Raw genomic sequence first — 18,843 nt, 5'->3', positions numbered from 1 at the left:
ATATTGCAATTTCTGCAAAGCGGCATCCGTTTTCTTCCAGGCCGTCGCCCTTCTGGACATATCATTCCGAATCCATCATCACTATGAAAATGTTAAATTCACAGCTGCCGGCCCCGATGGAATCCAACATTTCCGACCCCCAAAAGCCGCTCTCCAAGGCCGAACGCCGGCGCGAGCGGATTCTCCAGATCCTGATGTCAGGCTCGACCACGGTGATTCGCGACCTCGCCGAAGAGCTGCGGGTCAGCCTGATGACCGTGCATCGCGACCTTTACGAGCTGGAGCGCGAGGGCCTGGTGCGGCGCGTGCGGGGCGCGGTCTCGGCGGAAAAGTCGCTCCTGTTCGAAAGCAGCTATAATTACCGCACCCGCAATCAGGTTGACGAAAAGCGCCGTCTCGCCCGTGCCGCCGTGGCGCGGCTGGAGCCTGGGAATGCGATCATGGCCGATGACAGCTCGACCGTGTTCCATATCTGCGATTTCCTTCCCGAGGTGACACCGCTTACGGTGGTCACCAATGCGGTGCCGGTGCTGGAGCGATTGCGCGGAGTGCCCGATATCGACCTGATCTCGACCGGCGGGCGCTATCATCAGGGCTATAACGGTTATTTCGGCGCGGCCTGCGACGAAGCCATCGGGCGCTATCATGTCGATGTGGCGATCCTGTCGACCACGACGATCCAGGGCATGGCGATCTTTACCCCTGATGAGCTGGTGATGCGGGCCAAGCGCGCGATGATGAAAAGCGCGCGGCGGCGGTTCCTGTTGGCGGATGCGTCGAAATTCGGCTTTACCGCGCTGAATTATGTCGCCGATCTCACCGATTTCGACCTGATCCTGCTGGCGGGGGATGTGCCGGCGGACAGCCTCGCCCGGCTGCGCGACACAGGGGCAAAGGTCGAGCTGGTCTGATCACCGGCAAAGCCGCCAAATCGCTTGATCCGGGGCGGCTTGCCTGGTGTTATGGCGCCGACCCGAACGGAGAGAGCAATGCCCGACCAACCGACCCTGATCCGGAAGAATGCGGCCCTGCTCTGCACTCTGATCCTGACCCTGGCACTGCCTGCGCAGGCGGCCGAGGTCACGATCACAGATCCGTCGCAGCGCGATGCGGCGGGGCTGCTATCCGGCACCTGCAGCCTTAAGCTGAAAGGCGATATCGCCGCCGGCGATGCCGCCCGGCTTGAGGTCGTGCTGGAGGATGAGAGCCTTGGCGGCGGGCGTTCGGCCGGGCTCCTGTCCGGCATCATGGCCGAGGGCAAGGTTCTCTGCCTCAACAGTCGCGGCGGCGATGATCGCGAGGCGCTGGCGCTGGCAAGGGTGATCCGCGACCGGGGGCTGATCACGGCGGTGCCCGATGGCGCGCAGTGTATCGGCGCCTGTGCGGTCGCCTTCATGGCGGGCTCAGCGCTGTCGTCCAATTCCGATGGCGGGGCGCGGATGCCGATGCGGGTGCTCCATACCGGCGGCATTCTGGGCTTTCACGCCCCCGCTTTGCCCGACAGCGATGCGGCGCTGGATTACCTCGCCGGGCTGACCGACACCTTTGCGGGCATTGACAGCTATACGCCCACAGCCCGGTTTCACCCGCAACTGCTGACAGAGATGCTGACGCATCGCGATCCGGCGCATCCCTGGCTGATCGACACCACCGGCAAGGCAGGCCTTTATGACATCCGCCTCGCCGGCGTTCCCCCGATCGAGACCGACGAGGCCGCCTGGATGCGTGCCTGCAACAATCTCTCGCTGCAATCAAAAGGCTGGCAGGATCCGACCGACCCCGACCTCAGCTCATGGGCCTGGCGGGTCAATCTGCCCGAAGACGGCTACGAGCCCGAAGCGCGGCAGCCGCCCGGGGATCTGCCCTTTTCCGGCAATGAAGATGGCACAGCCGCGCCGCCCTTCTTCCGCGAGGTGCTGTCGCGCCATCACCAATGCCTCTTTTACCATGACGGCGAGGCCGTACCGCCCTATGCCGCCTGGTTCGAACGGGTCAGCGAGGATTCCTCGCCGCAGATCCGTCCCTTTGATCTCTGGCAAACCCTGCCGCATTACACACCGCTGGCCGCCCTCCGGGGGATGGATAGGGTGGAGCCCGCCGATTTCCGCACCCTTTACGACCAACCGCCAACGGTGGCCCCGCATCCCGACCTGCCGGTGATCCGGTCGTTCAGCCCGGGCCAGTCGGTGATCCTCGAGAGTGAAAATGGCCGTGTCGCGCTCTGGCTGGGTGAGAAAGGCGAAGGTCGTGCCTATGCCGCGGGCGAGCCGGCCGAGCCATTCACCTACCGCATCGAGGCGGATCAGCTTTGCATCTCGCGCGTGAATGAGGAAGAGCGCTGCGGGCAGGTCGTCAGCGACGAGACTGACGGGGTGGTGTTCCGGACCCCCGATGAGGATCTCCGCATCCCCTGGATGCGCCCCGGCGATATCGGCCCGCTGCCGCCGGGTTGACCGGAATGCAGATGCCCGGGCCACAGATGGCCCGGGCATGTGCTGACGGGATGACCCTTGCCCGGTTTACTGAGCGGGCGCCCCGGGCGCAGGGGCATCAGCCGGCGGCGCCCCGGCCGGGGCATCCGGAGCGGCCCGGGGCTTGTCATGTTCACCGCCGGCGCCGGGTTTGCCCTCACCCTTCCGGTGGTCTTTCTCGTGATCCTCGCCCTTATCCTTGCCGTGCTCTTTGTCCTTGCCAGGCACCTTGTCATTCCCTTTGCCGTGATTGCAGCCCTCGGAATGGTCGCGATCCTTGCCTGGGCCGGACGCCGGAGTCGCAGCCAGCTTTTCGGCCAGCGGCGTGATCGCCTCGACACAGGCGACAATCGCCGTCTCGCCGCATTGCACGCTGATCGTGCGACCGGCGCCGAAATCCAGCCGGATCATCGGTGATTTTGCCCCGCGCGTGGCCGGACCATGCGGCGCGGCCGCTTCGGCCTCGGGCGCGTCTTGCGCGAGACCGGGCATGGGGGCGAGCGCCAGAGCGCCCGTCAGCAGCGCCGGAACCAGCAGTGCGGGAAGGAGGGAAAGTCTTGCCATGGGAAGGTCTCCTCAGAATTGTGTCTGGCTTTTGTACGACCCGGACCGGAATTTCCGTCGCTGCCGGTTTTCACCCTGCCCTGTGGCACCTGCCCCACCGGCACCTGCCACAGGGCATCTCGCACGACTTGACGCATGGGGCCTGAACAGGCCATTGCAGGACCATGGCCGATGAGATCGTTGAGCAGCCCGAGGAAAAGACGCCCGTGGTCCGAAAGCCACGCAAAAAGCCGTCTGCAGGCGGGGCGTCTGCGGGCAAGGTGTCTGCGGGCGGGGCGGCCGGCGCTGCACCCGCCCGGCGCGGGCTGTTCGCGCAGATCAGGCGCTGGACGCTGCGACTGGTGCTGGCGGTTGCCGGCTTCTTTGTGATCCTGATCCTGCTGTTCAGCTTTCTGCCGCCGCCGATCAATATCTATCAGTTGCAAGAGAAATGGCGGCTGGGCTCTGTCGCACGGGAATGGGTGTCCTGGGAGGAAATCGCGCCGGTGATGGGGCGGGCAGCCGTGGCGGCAGAGGATGCAAATTTCTGCAACCACTGGGGCTTTGACATGGCCGCGATCCGCGATGCGATCAATTCCGGGTCGAACCGGGGCGCCTCGACCATCACGCAGCAGGTGGCGAAGAATGTGTTCCTCTGGCATGGCCGCTCCTATGTGCGAAAGGCGGCCGAAGCGGCGCTGACCCCGGTGATCGAGCTTTTCTGGTCGAAAGAGCGCATCCTGGAGGTCTATCTGAATGTCGCCGAATTCGATGAGGGGGTTTTCGGCATTCAGGCAGCGGCGCGGCACTATTTCGGGGTGGATGCAAAGGATCTGACCTCGCTGCAGGCGGCGCGGCTGGCGGCGGTGCTGCCCGATCCCAAGGGGCGCTCGGCGTCGAAACCCTCGGATTTTGTGAGGAAGCGCACCCGCGCGATCATGTCGGGGGCCGAGACGATCCAGGCGGATGGCCGCGCCTCCTGCTTTGAATAGCGCGCCGTTTTGCCGTCTGTTGTGGCCACGGCCGGTTGCGGGATTGATCGCGGGACCGCCAGGGGCTAGGAGTTTAAGAAGTTTTCGGGCAGCTGTCACATGAACCGACTTTATCACGTTCCGCTTTCGCCATTTTGCCGCAAGGTCAGGCTGACACTGGCCGAAAAGAAGATCGAGGTCGAACTCGTCGAGGAACGCTATTGGGAGCAGGGCCAGGATTTCCTGCGCCGCAACCCGGCCGGCAAGGTGCCGATCCTGCGGCTGAATGGCCGGCTGCTGAGCGAGAGCCAGGCGATCTGCGAATATATCGACGAAACGGTCAGCCAGCCGCCGCTGGTGCCGAGGGATCCCGAGGCGCGCTATGAGATGCGCCGGCTCTGCACCTGGTTTGACGACAAGTTCCATCAGGAAGTGACCTCGAAGCTCTTGTATGAACGGGTGAACAAAAAGCTGACGAAAGAGGGCTATCCGGATTCGAAGAATGTGAAATCCGGGGCCAGCAAGATCAAATATCACCTCGATTACATGGCCTGGCTGCTGGACCGGCGGTCCTGGCTGGCCGGGGATGTGATGACGCTGGCCGATCTGGCGGCGGCGGCGCATCTGTCGAGCCTGGACTACATTTCGGATGTGGACTGGCACCGCCATGAGGTGGTCAAGGACTGGTATGCCAAGATCAAGTCGCGACCCTCGTTCCGGACGCTGCTCGCGGACCAGGTACCGGGTTTCCCGCCGCCCCGGCAATATACCGATCTGGATTTCTGATGTCAGCCCGCCGGGGGTTTTGCACCCCCGGTCCCCCGCAGGATATTTTCGGACAGATGAAAGGTGAGACCCACACCGATCTGAAAGCACGGCTGGAGGCGCGCGCGCTGGAGGAAGGGTTCTCGAAGATGGGGATCTGTGCGCCGGATGCCGTGCCGGGGACGGCTGCGCGGCTGCGCGCCTTTCTGGAGGCCGGGCGGCACGGGACCATGGGCTGGATGGCCGAGCGGGAGCATTGGCGGGGAGCGCCGGGGGCGCTCTGGCCCGAGGCGCGGTCGGTGATCATGCTGGCGGAAGTCTATACGCCCGGGGAGGACCCGCGTGCGGTGCTGGAGTTGCGCGACCGGGCGGCGGTTTCGGTCTATGCCCAGGGCAAGGATTACCACGATCTGGTCAAGCGGCGGCTGAAGCGGCTGGGGCGCTGGTTGCTGGATCAGACTGCGGGCGAGGAGATCAAGGTCTTTGTCGATACCGCGCCGGTGATGGAGAAGCCTCTGGCCGAGGCGGCGGGTCTGGGCTGGCAGGGGAAGCACACCAATCTTCTGAGCCGTGAGCTGGGGAACTGGTTCTTTCTGGGTTCCATCTTCACCACGCTGGATTTGCCGAAGGACGGGGCCGAGGTCTCGCATTGCGGCTCTTGCCGGGCCTGTCTCACCGCCTGCCCGACCGATGCCTTTCCCGCGCCCTATCAGCTGGATGCGCGACGTTGCATCTCTTACCTGACCATCGAGCACAGGGGGCCGGTCGCGCCCGAGCTGCGCGCGAGGATGGGGAACCGGATCTATGGCTGCGATGATTGCCTGGCGGCCTGCCCCTGGAACAAATTCGCCGTCGCCGCAAAAGAGATCGGCTATCAGCCGAAGGTGGGCGCACCGGAGCTGGCCGAGCTGGCGCGTCTCGATGATGCCGCGTTCCGGGCCCGTTTTGCCGGCAGCCCGATCAAGCGGATCGGGCGCGACCGCTTTGTCAGAAACGTGCTTTATGCCATCGGGAATTCCGGCGAGGCGCGGCTGCGGGCGGCAGCCGGGGCGCTTTGTGCCGATCCCGATCCGGTGGTGGCGGATGCCGCGCAATGGGCGATCTCGCGCCTGTCCGGGCGGGACCCTGCCTGACCCGGGTCCGACAGCCGGGCCGGTTTGCGCGCGTGTTTCGCAGATGCAGGATTACGGGCTTGGGAAGATGCGCCGGTTGTGCCAGGCTGCCATGACATCACCGCTGACGTGAGGAGGACGTTATGAGCAAGCATCTCGCTGACAAACGCACAGCCACCACCGGCGCACGGGTCAAGGCCTTCCTGAGCATCGCCCGAAGGCGCGACGAAACCGGGCGCGATACGTTCCACAAGCCGCGTGACGGCGCCGGCCCAACCCGGATCCGGCAATTCCTGCGCATCGCCCGCGGGCGCATGGTCTGAGACAATACCCGGCCCGGTCGCGCAGGACGTGCGGCATCGGGGCCGGGCCTTTTTTCGCAAGGAGCGATCATGTCCGTCGATGTGAAATACAAGACCTCGGCCAAGGCGACCGGGGGTGGCAGGAACGGTGTTGCGGGCCTCGATAACGGCCAGCTGACCGTGACCATGGCCAGTCCGAAAGAGCTTGGCGGCTCGGGGCTCGGGCATAACCCGGAAGAGCTGTTCGCGACTGGCTATGCCGCCTGCTATCTGGGTGCGATGCGCTTCGCGGCCTCGTCGGAAAAGCTGGGAACGGTGCCGGATGAGGCGACGGTGAAGGCAGAGGTGGGCATCGGGCCGCGCCAGGATGGCGGGTTCGGGCTGAAAGTCAAACTGACGGTCAGCCTGCCCGGCGTCGAGCGCGGCGCGGCGGAGAAGATCGTTGAACGCGGACATTTCATCTGCCCTTACTCGAATGCAACCAAAGGCAATATCGAGGTCGAGACGGTCCTGGCCTGACTCCTGCTTGACCAGAGATCTGCTTGACCAGAGACGCATCTGCGCCTACTGCGGCGGCAGGGGTCCGGTCCCTGCCGCCTGCAGGCTTTCGCCATGGTGAAACCGGAACAACCGATCCGCCGCCCCTGATTCAGGCCGGGCTCGATGGCAATGCAGGCTCCATCCGAAAGCACCCGGCGCTCTGAAAAGGACGCAAAGGCGATGGGACAGGTCCCGACACATATTCCGACGATTGATCAGGCCAGGGCTCAGGCGAAAGCGCGGCGTGCCGGGCTGGCACAGCAGGGCCAGGAGGTCAGCCATTCCGCCGCGCTGGAGCTGGTGGCAAAGGCGCATGGCTTTCGTGACTGGAACACGCTGCATGCCCGGGCCGGCAACCGGCCGCAGCCGCCGGTGCGGGTCGGCGACATCACGGCGGGCCGCTATCTGGGCCAGGAGTTTCTGGCCGAGGTGATCGGCATCACCGCGCTCTCCGAGACCCGCTATGAGGTGGAGTTGCAGCTCGACCAGGCAGTGGATGTGGTGACATTCGACAGCTTTTCGAATTACCGCAGCCGCATCCGAAAGGTGGTGGATGCTTCGGGGCGGTCCTTCGACCGCACTTCGGACGGGATGCCACATTTGACGCTGAGCGCGCCATAAATCTGACAACCTGAGATTGCAATCGAGGCGCAGGAAACACCTTCCTGCGCCTCTTTTTTTTGTGTTTCACAGTCGGCATTACCCCCGGCGAAACACAAACATGAAGCGGAATATGCAATACCGTCCGGATGCATTTCATCCGGCGAAGGAGACGAGTATGAAACTGAAAGCCGGACTTATTATGCTTGCCCTTTCGGGCTGTGTTGCCCCGGTCGTGGTGACCGATTTCAATGGCGACAGCGTCACTGTACAGGGCCCGGGGACCACTCCCGATGGCGAGGCGGCACGCATTGCCAGCCAGACCTGCGCCACCCGCAACCGTGTCGCGCATTACGCGTCCAGCCGCCAGATCCACGCGCCGCAATATCCTTCGGTGACCTATGCACATCTTTATCTCTGCAATCCGGTCGCCCGCTTCCTGGGCTGAGCCGCCCGGGTGAAACAAACTGGTGAAACGAAAACGGCGGAGCATTTGCCCCGCCGTTTTTATTTGTCTTCGATGTCGCCGCATTACGCGCGAACGTGACGCTCATAGGTTTCCGCGATGTCGCGGGCGATGGCGCCAACCTCAAAAGTGAAGCCGCCGATTTGTCCGACCGGGGTAACCTCGGCGGCAGTGCCGGTCAGCCAGCATTGTTCGAAATCGGCCAGCTCGGTCGGCATGATATGGCGTTCATGCACGGTGAGACCTTTTTCTTTCAGAAGGCCGATCACCGTCTGGCGGGTGATGCCGTTCAGAAAGCAATCGGGCAGCGGCGTATGCACCTCGCCATCCTTGACGAAGAAGATATTCGCGCCGGTCGCCTCGGCGACATAGCCGCGGTAATCCATCATCAGCGCGTCCGAGCAGCCATTGGCCTGGGCCGCGTGTTTCGACATGGTGCAGATCATGTAAAGACCTGCCGCCTTGGCTGCCGACGGGATGGTCGCAGGGTCCGGGCGGCGCCATTTCGAGATGTCGAGCTTTGCACCCTTCATCTTGGCGTCGCCGTAATAGGCGCCCCATTCCCAGCCTGCGATCACCAGACGCACCGGGTTGCCCACCGCCGAGACACCCATCTCATCGCCTGCGCCCCGGAAGGCGATGGCGCGCACATAGGCATCGGTCCAGCCATTGGCCTTCAGCATCTCGTATTTGGCGGCCTCGATTTCCTGGACGCTGTAGGGGATCTCCATATCCAGGAGTTCCGCCGATTTGCGCAGGCGCATCGAATGCTCGACGCCCTTGAAAATCTTGCCATTATAGCAACGCTCGCCCTCGAAAACCGAGGAGGCGTAATGGAGCGCATGGGTCAGGACGTGGACATTCGCCTCACGCCAGGGGACAAGCTTGCCGTCCATCCAGATCCAGCCATCACGATCGTCATATGCCGCCATATCCCGGCCCTCCATTTTTACGAAAGTTGCGCGATCATCATGCTGCACTTGCATTATCTTGCGCTCAACTGCCGACTCGCTACGCTTTATGACTTGGAAAGTCAACAAGGCTGACGTAAATTCCGCTGAAAAAGGAGGCTTACCATGTCTCAGCTATCAGGCACCGCAACGGGTGGCGGCGGCGAGAACCTGCTCTTTCTGACCGATGAGCAGTTGCGCAAGGGAATCGAGGCGATGTTCTTCGCCTATCGCGGCTTTACCGCCGATCCGGACCGGATTCTGGAGACGATGGATTATGGCCGCGCCCATCACCGGGCCGTCCATTTCATCCATCGCAGCCCGGGAACGACGGTGTCGAACCTGCTGGGGATCCTGGGCGTCACGAAGCAGAGCCTGAACAGGGTTCTGCGCACCCTGATCGACGATGGCCATGTCCGCAGCGAAAAGGGCCGCCGCGACGGGCGCGAGCGGCATCTCTTCCTGACCGAAAAGGGCGAGGCGATGGAGAAAAGTCTTTCGGACGCGCAACGGGCCAGGATGCGGGCGGCTTACCGCGCCGCCGGGCCGGTCGCGGTGCAGGGTTTCCGGCAGGTGCTTGAGGCGATGATGGACCCGGGGCTTCGCGACTATTACAACCGTCTGAGAGATGGCGCCTGAGGCAGTGCAAAGGGAGAGCGGGGCATGACCGGTGCGGGGCAACAGGCGGCAGATATTCATCTTCTCGTCGTCGATGATGACGAGCGGATCCGGGTTCTGTTGCAGAAATTCCTCGTGCGCAGCGGCTATATGGTGACGGTGGCGAAAGATGCCGCCCAGGCCAGGCGACTGCTGGCGGGGCTGGAATTCGACATGCTGATCCTCGATGTGATGATGCCCGATGAGGATGGCATCGCGCTTACCCGCGATCTGCGGAAGAAGACCTCGGTGCCGATCCTCTTGCTGACCGCGCGGGGCGAGACGGCGAACCGGATCGAGGGGCTGGAGGCCGGGGCGGATGATTACCTCGCGAAACCCTTTGAACCGAAAGAGCTTTTGCTGCGCGTCGCCGCGATCCTGCGCCGGGTGCCGCAGGTAAGCGAGACGGATCAGCCGCCGAAGACGCTGCATATGGGCGCGGTGCGCTATGATATGGACCGGGGCGAGTTGTGGCGCGGGCCGGAACTGGTGCGACTGACCGCGACGGAAGCCGCACTGATGCGGCTTTTCGCTGCCAGTGCCAATGAGCCGATCTCGCGCGAGCGGCTGGTCCTCGACATGGGCCGCGTGGAGGAAGCCCAGGAACGCGCGGTCGATGTGCAGATCACGCGGCTCAGGCGCAAGATCGAGGATGACCCCAAGGCGCCGCGCTATCTGCAGACGGTGCGCGGCGAGGGCTATATGCTGGCGCCGGACTGAGGCCGCGCAACGCGGGGGGCCCGCCCCCCGCACCCCCCGGAGTATTTGTGTCAAGAGGAAGAGGCGTTGATGCTGGTTTTCTCGGAAGAGGCTTTTGCGCAGCATCTGGTGCCCGAGGGGCATCCGGAAAGACCGGAGCGGATGGCGGCTGTTGCGCATGGGCTGGCGGGGCTTCTGGCAGAACGGCGCGAGGCTCCGGTGGCCGCGGAGTCGGAGCTTTTGCGCTGTCATCCTGCGGCCTATGTGGCGCGGCTGAAGGCGGCGGTGCCTGCGGAGAGGCTGCGGGCGGTCGATGGGGATACCTGGCTGTCTCCGGGTTCGTGGGAGGCGGCGATGCGCGCGGTCGGGGGCGCCTGTGCGGCGGTGGATGCCGTGCTGGGCGGAGAGGCGCGGGCGGCGTTTCTGGCGGCGCGGCCTCCGGGGCATCATGCGGAAGCGGACAGGGCGATGGGGTTTTGCCTCTTCGGCACCGTAGCGATTGCGGCGAAGCGGGCGCTGGATCATCACGGGCTTTCCCGCGTGGCGGTGCTGGATTTCGACGTTCATCATGGCAATGGCACCCAGGATCTGCTCTGGGACGAGGCGCGGGTGCGGCTGGTCTCTTCGCATCAGATGCCGCTTTTTCCCGGCACCGGCTCCGAAGAGGAGCGCGGCGCCCATCGCCAGGTCACCAATCTGCCGCTGCGCCCCGGCTCGGACGGGCGGGCGATGTGGGCAGCCTGGGCGCCCGGGCTGGAGCGGCTGAAAGACTGGAGACCGGAGCTGATCCTGATCAGCGCCGGTTTTGATGCGCATATCGACGATCCGTTGGGTGGCCTTGGCTGGACCACGGCGGATTTCGCCCGGCTGACGCGGGCGATCATGGATCTGGCGGCGGGTTCCGGCGCGGGGGTCGTATCCTGCCTTGAAGGGGGCTATGATCTGAGCGCGCTGGCCGATACGGTCCGCGCGCATGTGAGCGAGCTGAGCAGGACGATGAGATGAGCCAGAAACCCGTTGCGGAGATGAGTTTCGAAGACGCCATGGCGGAGCTGGAATCGGTGGTGGGCCAGCTGGAACGCGGCGATGTCGCGCTGGAACAGTCGATCAGCCTATACGAATATGGCGACAGTCTGAAAAAGCACTGCGCGGCCAGGCTGGCCGAGGCCGAGGCGCGCGTCGAATTGATCCGCGTCCAGGAGGGCAAGGCTGTTGGTACCGCTCCGGCGGAGGGGCTGTGAGCTTTCAGGATCTGCTGAAATCCGACGCCTTGCAGGTGCAGCGCTGGCTGGCCGGTATTCTGGCAGCGCGCGGCGATCTGCCGGTGGTGGAGGCGATGCGTTACGCTTTGCGCGGCGGCAAGGGGCTGCGCGGCTTTCTGGTGCTGGAAAGCGCGCGGCTGCATGGGGTGGCGAATGCAGCCTCTCTGCCGGTTGCGGCTGCGGTCGAGGCGCTGCATGCCTATAGCCTCGTGCATGATGATCTGCCGGCGATGGATGATGATGATCTGCGCCGCGGCCAGCCGACCCTGCATGTGAAATGGGACGAGGCGACCGCGATCCTTGCCGGCGACGCCTTGCAGACGCTGGCATTTGAATTGCTGACCGACCCCGTGATCGGGTCGGCAGAGCGGCGGATCGCGCTGGTCGCGGCGCTGGCCAAAGCCTCGGGTGTCGAGGGCATGGTGCGGGGCCAGGCACTGGATATCGCGGCGGAAACCGCAGACCGGGCGCTGACGCTTACGGAAATCACCACGCTGCAGGCCGGCAAGACCGGCGCGCTGATCCGCTTTTCCGCCAGTGCCGGCGCGCTGATCGCAGGCGCCGATCCAGCCCCTTTGCAGGCCTATGCGGCGGCTCTGGGCCTTGCCTTCCAGATCCATGACGATGTGCTGGATGTGACCGGCGATGCCAATACCACCGGCAAGCGCACCGGCAAGGATGAGGGGCGCGGCAAGGCCACATTCGTCTCGCTATTGGGGCTGGAACCGGCCCGCGCCCGCGCCGAAGCGCTGATCTCGGAGGCCGAGGCGGCCCTTGCCCCTTACGGCGAAAGGGCGGCAAACCTTGTCGCCGCAGCCCGTTTCAGCATATCAAGACTGGCCTGAACACAACTGGCCTGTCTCATCAGGCAAAGCCGCTTCCCGAGGAACATGACCCATGGCAGCATCCCCTTCCATCCTCGACCGGGTGAGCTTCCCGTCGGACATGAAGGCGCTTTCCGATGCCGAATTGCGCCAGCTGGCCGATGAGGTCCGGGCCGAGACGGTTTCGGCGGTCTCGGTCACCGGCGGCCATCTGGGCGCGGGGCTCGGGGTGGTGGAGCTGACCGTCGCGCTCCATGCGGTATTCGACACGCCGAAGGACAAGCTGATCTGGGATGTCGGGCATCAGTGTTACCCGCATAAGATCCTGACCGGGCGGCGCGACCGGATCCGGACGCTCCGGATGGAGGGCGGGCTGTCCGGGTTCACCAAACGATCGGAGAGCCCCTATGATCCTTTTGGCGCGGCGCATAGCTCGACCTCGATCTCGGCAGCGCTTGGTTTTGCCTGTGCCGCGGATCTTGGCGGCGATGCCGGCGACGCGATTGCGGTGATCGGCGATGGCTCGATGTCGGCGGGCATGGCGTTCGAGGCGATGAACAATGCCGGTGCGCTGAAGAAGCGGCTTTTCGTGGTGCTGAACGACAATGAGATGTCGATTGCGCCGCCGGTGGGGGCGTTGTCGGCCTATCTCAGCAAGCTTTATTCCGAGGCCCCGATGCAGGACCTGAAAGAGGCCGCGAAAGGGTTTGTGTCTTTGTTGCCCGGCCCGTTGCAGGAAGGCGCGCGGCGGGCGAAGGAGATGCTCAAGGGTATGGCGGTGGGCGGCACGCTGTTTGAATCGCTGGGCTTTACCTATGTCGGGCCGATTGACGGCCATGATCTCGACCAGCTGCTGCCGGTCTTGCGCATGCTGAAGGCGCGGGCGACCGGGCCGGTGCTGCTGCATGTGCTGACGAAAAAGGGCAAGGGCTATGGGCCGGCCGAGAATTCACCTGATCGCGGCCATGCACGGGCGAAATTCGACCTGGTGACAGGGGAGCAGAAAAAGGCTCCGTCGAACGCGCCATCCTATACGAAGGTCTTCGCCGAAAGCCTGATCCAGGAGGCCGAGCGCGACGAGAAGATCATCGGCGTGACGGCGGCGATGCCGGATGGGACCGGTCTTGACCTGTTTGGCGCCCGGTTTCCGCGCCGGCTGTTTGACGTGGGGATCGCCGAGCAACATGCGGTGACCTTTTCGGCTGGGCTGGCGGCGGGAGGGATGAAACCCTTCTGCGCGATTTATTCCACCTTTTTGCAGCGCGGTTATGACCAGGTGGTGCATGATGTGGCGATCCAGCGGCTGCCGGTGCGTTTCGCCATCGACCGCGCCGGGCTGGTGGGCGCCGATGGGGCGACCCATGCCGGATCGTTCGACGTAGCGTTTCTGGCGAACCTGCCGGGCATGGTGGTAATGGCGGCGGCCGATGAGGCCGAGCTGCGCCATATGGTGGCAACCGCAGCCGCCTGGGATGAGGGCCCGATCGCCTTTCGATACCCCAGGGGCGAGGGGATGGGCGTCGAGATGCCGGCGCGCGGCGCGGTGCTGGAGATCGGCCGTGGCCGCATGCTGCATGAGGGCAATCGTGTGGCGCTTCTCTCCTTTGGGACGCGGCTGGCCGAGGTGCTGAAAGCCGCCGAGGCGCTGGCGGCCCGGGGCCTCGCGCCAACCGTGGTGGATGCGCGCTTTGCCAAACCGCTGGACCAGGCGCTGATCCTGCGACTGGCGCGCGAGCATGAGGCGCTGATCACGGTGGAAGAGGGCGCGGTGGGCGGCTTTGGCAGCCATGTGGCACAGCTTCTGGCGGATGAGGGCCTGTTTGACCGCGGGCTGAAATTCCGCACGATGGTGCTGCCGGATATTTTCATCGACCAGGCCAGCCCGGAGGCGATGTACCGGATCGCCGGCATGGATGCGGCGCAGATCGAGGCAAAGGTCTTGGACGTGCTGGGCGTCGTCACGGCCAGAAACCGGGCCTGACGCCACCCCACGCGCCCGTTTCCTGATCAGGAAACGGCAAAATTCCTGTTCAGGAATTTGTCCGAAATCTGTACAGATTTCGGGTCACAGGCGCAGCGGAGTCAGCAGGGCATCAAACGGCGCCCAGTCCTCGATTTCCAGCCGCACCACCAGCGTCAGGACTTTCGGCCGGAACGACGCCGGCAGCCGCGCTGCGTCTTTTTCAGTCGTTACCAGCTGCGCGCCCAGGAGCATCGCTTCCGCCTCAAGCCGCGCCATCAGCGCGGGCGAAAGCGTCTGGTGATCATCCAGCGCCTCGGCCCGCAGGACCTGCGCGCCCTCGGCCCTGAGCGTCGCAAAGAACTTCTCCGGATTGCCGATCCCGGCAAAGGCCAGAACCCGCTCTCCCTGCCAGTCCATCCCCATCTGCAAAGGCACCAGCCGGCCGCCAAGCCGGGGCAGCTCCGCCATGGCTGGCCCCCATTCACGCCCGAAACGCGCCCGCGCCTCTGCCGTGCCGATCACCAGCAGGGCATCGGCCCGGGCCAGCCCCGCCGCCACCGGCTCGCGCAATGGCCCTGCCGGGATGCAGAGCCCGTTGCCAAAGCCCTGCCCCGCATCCACCACCACCAGCGACAGATCCTTCTCAACGCCCGGATTTTGATGCCCGTCATCCAGCAGGATCACCCCTGCCCCATCCGCGACCGCCGCCTTCACCCCTTCGGCACGGTCCTTCGCCACCCAGACCGGCGCGAAGGGTGCCAGCAACAGCGGCTCATCCCCGACCAGACCGGCGCCGTGGCGGGCCTCATCCACACGCAGCGGCCCCCCGGCCGAACCGCCATAACCCCGCGTCACCACCTGGACGCGATGCCCGCGCGCGCTCAGATGCGCGATCAGCGCCATCACGGTCGGGGTCTTCCCCACCCCTCCGGCATTCAGATTGCCCACGCAAATCACCGGCACCGGCGCGCGGTAACCGGCGCCGCGCCTGAGCCGCCGCGCCGTTGCCGCCGCGTATAATGCCCCCAGCGGCTGCAAAAGCCGTGCCGCGAGCCCGGGCCTCTCCGGCGGGTTACCCCAGAAGCCGGGCGCACGCATCAGGCCCGGCTCCGCGCCGTCGTGCCGGCCAGCGCCTTGCGCAGATCGGCCAGCACCGCCTCGGTCACCTCGGCCCCGTCCGAGACCACGCCCCAGGCCGCCTGGGCCAGCCTTGCCGTCCGGTCGGGCGCCAGCAGATCGCCAAGCGCCTCGCTCAGATCGCGGATCGAGGCCACCGCCCGCGCCGCCCGCGCCGCACCAAGCCGGCCGATCTGCGGACCAAACCCCCCCGGCCGTGGCCCATGCAGGATCGCCGAACCAAGCGCCGCCGGCTCCAGCGGGCTGGTGAGCAGCCCCGTCCCGGACAGGCCACCGCCCAGATAGCTGACCGGGGCCAGCCGATACCAGAGACCCATCTCGGCCAGATCATTCACGATATAGATCGCGGTCTCTGTCTCGGGCTCTTCCTCATCGCTGCGCGAGGCGGTGATCCATCCCTGCCCGGCCAGCTCCCGCGCCAGCGGGCTGGCACGGGCCGGGTCTTCCGGCATCAGGATCAGCAAAAGCCGATGCGCCAGCTGCATCGCATATTGCTGCGCCGCCAGCACCGCGCCTTCCTCGGAACGCGGCACCCGGGCGCCGAACCAGACCGGCCGCGTCACCATCGCATTTGCCAGATATTCACGCTCGGCCTCCAGGCAGGGCAGCGCCAGCGAGCTTTCCTCCATCCGGCCCGAGCCAACCACCCGCGAGGGCGCCAGACCGGCGCGCTTCCAGGCCCGCATCGCCGCCTGATCAATCGCATAAACCCTGGTCAGCGCCGAAATCGCCCGCCGCATCGCGCCCGGAATCCAGCTCTCATGCCCGCGCAGGAACCAGGGATCGCCCGCATCCGCCATGATCAGCAACAGCTTCCGCTCGGCGCATTCATGCAGCAAGGCCGGCCGGATCTCGCCTTCCGAGAACACAACCGCATCGGGGCGCCAGTGGTCGAGAAACTCGCGCACCATCTGCGCGCCTTCTTCCGGAGCCTCGTCAAAAACCACACCCCGGATCCGGGTGCCCGCCGCCTCGCCGGTCATCAGCACAGCGGCGCCGTCTTCTTCGATCAGCCGCCGCGCCAGTTCCCGCATCGCCGAAAGCGACGCCTGGCCCGGCACATGCAGCCAGACCAGCCCACCTTTGGGACGGACCTGCCGTTCGGCACGGCTTCGGGTCCGGCGGCCCGTTGCCGGCCACCAGCCTCTGGACGGGGTGGACGCCATATATCAGCCGGCCTGTGCTGCCGGCGGCGCGGTCAGCTCTTCATCCCTGAGCCGGTGCAGATGCGCGATGAAATAGCGCGTATGCGCATCATCGACGGTGCGCTGCGCTTCTGCCTTCCAGGCGCGACAGGCGCTTTCGTAATCGGGAAACATACCCACGATATGGATCTTGTCCGCATCGCGGAACTGGGTCGAATCCGGCGAGACCAGCTCGCCGCCAAACACCAGATGTAGTCTCTGAGCCATGATATTCCTTCCCGACGGCTGGGCGGGGCCGTCTGTGCCGGCCTGGCGCCACCCCCTGTTCTACAGCGCCATCGCTGCGGGGAAAAGCCAGCCGCCCGATCTGAGGAAACTCTTACCTTGATATGAACGCAATCCCCGATCACAATGCGCGCAAATGCCCGTAATCGGGCCATTCCAGGAGAACTTTATATGGATCTGAACAATATTTCCGGAACCAACATCATCCTGGTGGCGATTGCCGTCTTTGTCATTCTAAGCATTTTCCTTGGCGTTCGCATCGTGCCGCAATCGGAAAAACATGTGGTGGAACGCTTTGGCCGGCTGAAATCGGTGCTGGGGCCGGGGATCAACTTCGTGGTGCCCTTCCTGGACCGCGTCGCCCATCGCGTTTCGGTGCTGGAGCGCCAGCTGCCCTCGGCAAGCCAGGATGCCATCACCGCCGATAACGTGCTGGTCAAGGTGGAAACCTCGGTCTTTTACCGCGTGACCGAACCGGAAAAGACCGTCTACCGGATCCGCGATATCGACGGCGCCATCGCCACCACCGTCGCCGGCATCGTGCGCTCGGAAATCGGTAAACTCGAACTCGACCAGGTGCAATCCAACCGCTCGCAACTGATCGAGCGGGTGAAAGAACAGGTCGCGGCCATGGTCGATGACTGGGGCGTCGAAGTGACCCGGGCCGAGATCCTTGACGTGAACCTCGATGATGCGACACGTTCGGCGATGCTGCAACAGCTGAATGCCGAACGCGCCCGCCGCGCCCAGGTCACCGAGGCCGAAGGCAAGAAACGCGCCGTGGAGCTCCAGGCCGATGCCGAGCTTTACCAGGCCGAGCAACAGGCAAAAGCCAAGCGCGTCACCGCCGAGGCCGAAGCTTTCGCCACCGCCGTGATCGCCGCCGCCATCGCCGAGAACGGCATCGCCGCCGCGCAATATCAGGTGGCGCTGAAACAGGTCGAGGCGCTGGAATCGGTCGCCAAAGGTCAGGGCAAGCAGACGATCCTGATCCCGGCCCAGGCGCTTGAGGCCTTCGGCAATGCATTCAACATGTTGAAAGGCAAGTGATGGATCAGATCTGGAGCACCTGGTGGGCCTGGATCGTGCTGGGCCTCGCGCTTGGCATCATCGAGGTGATCGTGCCGGGCTATATCTTTGTCGGCTTTGCGGTCGGTGCGGCGTTGACCGGACTGCTGGTTCTGGTCGGTATCCCAGCCGGGCTGCCCCTTTTGCTGGCGATTTTCGCGGTTCTGTCGCTTATCTCATGGCTGGTGATCCGTCGGCTGCTGGGCACACGCGAGGGCCAGGTGAAGGTCTGGGATCGCGATATCAACGAAAATCCGTAAGAATGGGATAACCGGCTTATGACCGGCTTCAGCGGCGCCAAAGCCGCGCTTTTCCACCGGGAAGAGGGAGAGGCGCGACTTTTGACCTATCTGCGCGACGATTTCCCGCATTTGCCCTGGCCCGGATACTGGGATCTGCCCGGCGGCGGGCGAGAGGGGGATGAAAGCGCTGAAACCTGCCTTCTGCGCGAGCTATACGAGGAATTCGGCCTCACCCTGCCGGCCGCACGTCTGGCGCACCGGACAGAATTCCCACCCATGGCCGGCGGCACATTGCCCGGGATTTTCTTTGCCGCCGAGATCACCGGGGACGAGATCGCCGGCATCCGTTTCGGCACCGAGGGCCAGCGGTGGGAAATGATGCACCTCGCCGATTACCTCAGCCATCCCCGCGCCATCCCGGCATTATGCGAACGCCTGCGCCTCGTCGCGCCGCTTTATGGTTTTGACGCCACCGGGCAGCCAGTCTGACTATCCGGCAGCGCGTACAGAACCCTGGATCCAGGACCGAAGGATCGTCATTGGAAACGCTGCAACTATGGCTGACAGTCTGCACTCCTGAAGACAGGAGGTCTGAGCGGCCCTGAAACCATGCCGCGACAGGCTGCCTGACAGCCCGAAAGGCACCAGCACTCCATCAGGCGCCGCGAAGTCGCAGGGTTTCACACGCGGCTGCACAGAGCAGGCAATGCGGCGGCAACGAGGCCCGCCAGATGGCCGCGTGAGCCGATATTGCCTGGAAATTGCGGGCGCATTCTGCCCTGGCCCTGCCGGCGCTCCTGAAAGGCGGATCCAGCCATCTGTCGGGCAAGTGCGCCGGAAT

At 64.8% G+C, this 18,843-nt stretch carries 23 protein-coding genes; 18 read left to right on the top strand and 5 right to left on the bottom strand.

The window, feature by feature from the left end; all coding sequences use genetic code 11:
* Positions 1-116 precede the first annotated feature (116 nt).
* A complete protein-coding gene (locus tag DRF71_RS15885; RefSeq protein WP_198672239.1) occupies positions 117-911 on the top strand; it encodes a DeoR/GlpR family DNA-binding transcription regulator in 795 nt (264 codons plus the stop codon).
* 78 nt (positions 912-989) lie between these two features.
* Positions 990-2,453 (top strand): hypothetical protein, encoded by a 1,464-nt coding sequence (locus DRF71_RS15880; protein WP_112311535.1) that lies wholly within the window; start codon positions 990-992, stop codon positions 2,451-2,453.
* 66 nt (positions 2,454-2,519) lie between these two features.
* On the opposite strand, the gene DRF71_RS15875 is transcribed toward DRF71_RS15880, so the two are convergent.
* Positions 2,520-3,035, bottom strand: a complete 516-nt coding sequence (locus tag DRF71_RS15875; RefSeq protein ID WP_112311534.1) for a hypothetical protein — start codon at positions 3,033-3,035, stop codon at positions 2,520-2,522.
* A gap of 164 nt (positions 3,036-3,199) precedes the next feature.
* Here DRF71_RS15875 and mtgA point away from each other — a divergent pair, with 164 nt between their 5' ends.
* The 7 genes from mtgA to DRF71_RS15840 all read left to right on the top strand — a co-directional run bounded on the left by mtgA (position 3,200) and on the right by DRF71_RS15840 (position 7,752).
* Positions 3,200-4,006, top strand: coding sequence for a monofunctional biosynthetic peptidoglycan transglycosylase (gene mtgA, locus DRF71_RS15870; protein WP_112311533.1), 807 nt, complete (start codon positions 3,200-3,202; stop codon positions 4,004-4,006).
* A 99-nt stretch (positions 4,007-4,105) separates the two neighbouring features.
* On the top strand, positions 4,106-4,771 hold the full coding sequence (fzlA, locus tag DRF71_RS15865; RefSeq protein ID WP_112311532.1) for an FtsZ-binding protein FzlA: 666 nt from the start codon (positions 4,106-4,108) through the stop codon (positions 4,769-4,771).
* A 56-nt stretch (positions 4,772-4,827) separates the two neighbouring features.
* Complete coding sequence (queG, locus tag DRF71_RS15860; RefSeq protein WP_112312111.1) at positions 4,828-5,883, top strand: tRNA epoxyqueuosine(34) reductase QueG; 1,056 nt, start codon at positions 4,828-4,830, stop codon at positions 5,881-5,883.
* A gap of 122 nt (positions 5,884-6,005) precedes the next feature.
* Positions 6,006-6,185: a hypothetical protein gene (locus DRF71_RS15855; protein WP_112311531.1), complete on the top strand. Its 180-nt coding sequence runs from the start codon at positions 6,006-6,008 to the stop codon at positions 6,183-6,185.
* 69 nt (positions 6,186-6,254) lie between these two features.
* Positions 6,255-6,683 (top strand): organic hydroperoxide resistance protein, encoded by a 429-nt coding sequence (locus tag DRF71_RS15850; protein ID WP_112311530.1) that lies wholly within the window; start codon positions 6,255-6,257, stop codon positions 6,681-6,683.
* Positions 6,684-6,884: 201 nt separating this feature from the next.
* Positions 6,885-7,325 carry a glyoxalase superfamily protein gene (locus DRF71_RS15845; protein WP_112312110.1) on the top strand — a complete coding sequence of 147 codons (441 nt, stop codon included), beginning with the start codon at positions 6,885-6,887 and terminating at the stop codon, positions 7,323-7,325.
* 157 nt (positions 7,326-7,482) lie between these two features.
* On the top strand, positions 7,483-7,752 hold the full coding sequence (locus DRF71_RS15840) for a hypothetical protein (protein ID WP_157971115.1): 270 nt from the start codon (positions 7,483-7,485) through the stop codon (positions 7,750-7,752).
* A gap of 83 nt (positions 7,753-7,835) precedes the next feature.
* On the opposite strand, the gene DRF71_RS15835 is transcribed toward DRF71_RS15840, so the two are convergent.
* Positions 7,836-8,702: a branched-chain amino acid aminotransferase gene (locus DRF71_RS15835; RefSeq protein ID WP_112312109.1), complete on the bottom strand. Its 867-nt coding sequence runs from the start codon at positions 8,700-8,702 to the stop codon at positions 7,836-7,838.
* Between the two features lie 144 nt (positions 8,703-8,846).
* Here DRF71_RS15835 and DRF71_RS15830 point away from each other — a divergent pair, with 144 nt between their 5' ends.
* From DRF71_RS15830 to dxs, 6 genes are all read left to right on the top strand, one after another.
* On the top strand, positions 8,847-9,359 hold the full coding sequence (locus DRF71_RS15830; protein WP_112311528.1) for a MarR family winged helix-turn-helix transcriptional regulator: 513 nt from the start codon (positions 8,847-8,849) through the stop codon (positions 9,357-9,359).
* Between the two features lie 24 nt (positions 9,360-9,383).
* Positions 9,384-10,097: a response regulator gene (locus DRF71_RS15825; protein WP_112311527.1), complete on the top strand. Its 714-nt coding sequence runs from the start codon at positions 9,384-9,386 to the stop codon at positions 10,095-10,097.
* Between the two features lie 69 nt (positions 10,098-10,166).
* Entirely contained in the window at positions 10,167-11,081 is a 915-nt protein-coding gene (locus DRF71_RS15820) for a histone deacetylase family protein (RefSeq protein ID WP_112311526.1), read from the top strand.
* A complete protein-coding gene (locus tag DRF71_RS15815; RefSeq protein WP_112311525.1) occupies positions 11,078-11,317 on the top strand; it encodes an exodeoxyribonuclease VII small subunit in 240 nt (79 codons plus the stop codon). Before DRF71_RS15820 ends, DRF71_RS15815 begins: the two co-directional genes overlap by 4 nt.
* On the top strand, positions 11,314-12,183 hold the full coding sequence (locus tag DRF71_RS15810) for a polyprenyl synthetase family protein (protein WP_408634542.1): 870 nt from the start codon (positions 11,314-11,316) through the stop codon (positions 12,181-12,183). Before DRF71_RS15815 ends, DRF71_RS15810 begins: the two co-directional genes overlap by 4 nt.
* A 52-nt stretch (positions 12,184-12,235) precedes the next feature.
* Entirely contained in the window at positions 12,236-14,143 is a 1,908-nt protein-coding gene (gene dxs, locus DRF71_RS15805; RefSeq protein ID WP_112311524.1) for a 1-deoxy-D-xylulose-5-phosphate synthase, read from the top strand.
* A gap of 84 nt (positions 14,144-14,227) precedes the next feature.
* Here dxs and lpxK read toward each other — a convergent pair whose 3' ends face one another.
* Genes lpxK through DRF71_RS15790 form a run of 3 tightly spaced genes read right to left on the bottom strand, consistent with a single transcriptional unit; the run spans position 14,228 to position 16,674 of the window.
* Complete coding sequence (gene lpxK / locus DRF71_RS15800) at positions 14,228-15,223, bottom strand: tetraacyldisaccharide 4'-kinase (protein WP_112311523.1); 996 nt, start codon at positions 15,221-15,223, stop codon at positions 14,228-14,230.
* Entirely contained in the window at positions 15,223-16,428 is a 1,206-nt protein-coding gene (locus DRF71_RS15795; RefSeq protein ID WP_112311522.1) for a 3-deoxy-D-manno-octulosonic acid transferase, read from the bottom strand. Before DRF71_RS15795 ends, lpxK begins: the two co-directional genes overlap by 1 nt.
* A gap of 3 nt (positions 16,429-16,431) precedes the next feature.
* Positions 16,432-16,674: a DUF4170 domain-containing protein gene (locus DRF71_RS15790; protein ID WP_112311521.1), complete on the bottom strand. Its 243-nt coding sequence runs from the start codon at positions 16,672-16,674 to the stop codon at positions 16,432-16,434.
* Between the two features lie 189 nt (positions 16,675-16,863).
* Here DRF71_RS15790 and DRF71_RS15785 point away from each other — a divergent pair, with 189 nt between their 5' ends.
* From DRF71_RS15785 to DRF71_RS15775, 3 genes are read left to right on the top strand one after another with little or no spacing between them, the layout of a single operon-like run.
* Complete coding sequence (locus DRF71_RS15785; protein ID WP_112311520.1) at positions 16,864-17,742, top strand: SPFH domain-containing protein; 879 nt, start codon at positions 16,864-16,866, stop codon at positions 17,740-17,742.
* On the top strand, positions 17,742-18,020 hold the full coding sequence (locus DRF71_RS15780) for an NfeD family protein (protein WP_112311519.1): 279 nt from the start codon (positions 17,742-17,744) through the stop codon (positions 18,018-18,020). The genes DRF71_RS15785 and DRF71_RS15780 overlap by 1 nt, the downstream gene beginning before the upstream one ends.
* 18 nt (positions 18,021-18,038) lie before the next feature.
* Entirely contained in the window at positions 18,039-18,491 is a 453-nt protein-coding gene (locus tag DRF71_RS15775) for an NUDIX hydrolase (RefSeq protein ID WP_112311518.1), read from the top strand.
* The last annotated feature ends 352 nt before the right edge of the window (positions 18,492-18,843 follow it).

Source organism: Pseudogemmobacter bohemicus (assembly GCF_003290025.1).
Taxonomy (GTDB): domain Bacteria; phylum Pseudomonadota; class Alphaproteobacteria; order Rhodobacterales; family Rhodobacteraceae; genus Pseudogemmobacter; species Pseudogemmobacter bohemicus.
This window is presented reverse-complemented; position numbering and strand designations above follow the sequence as displayed.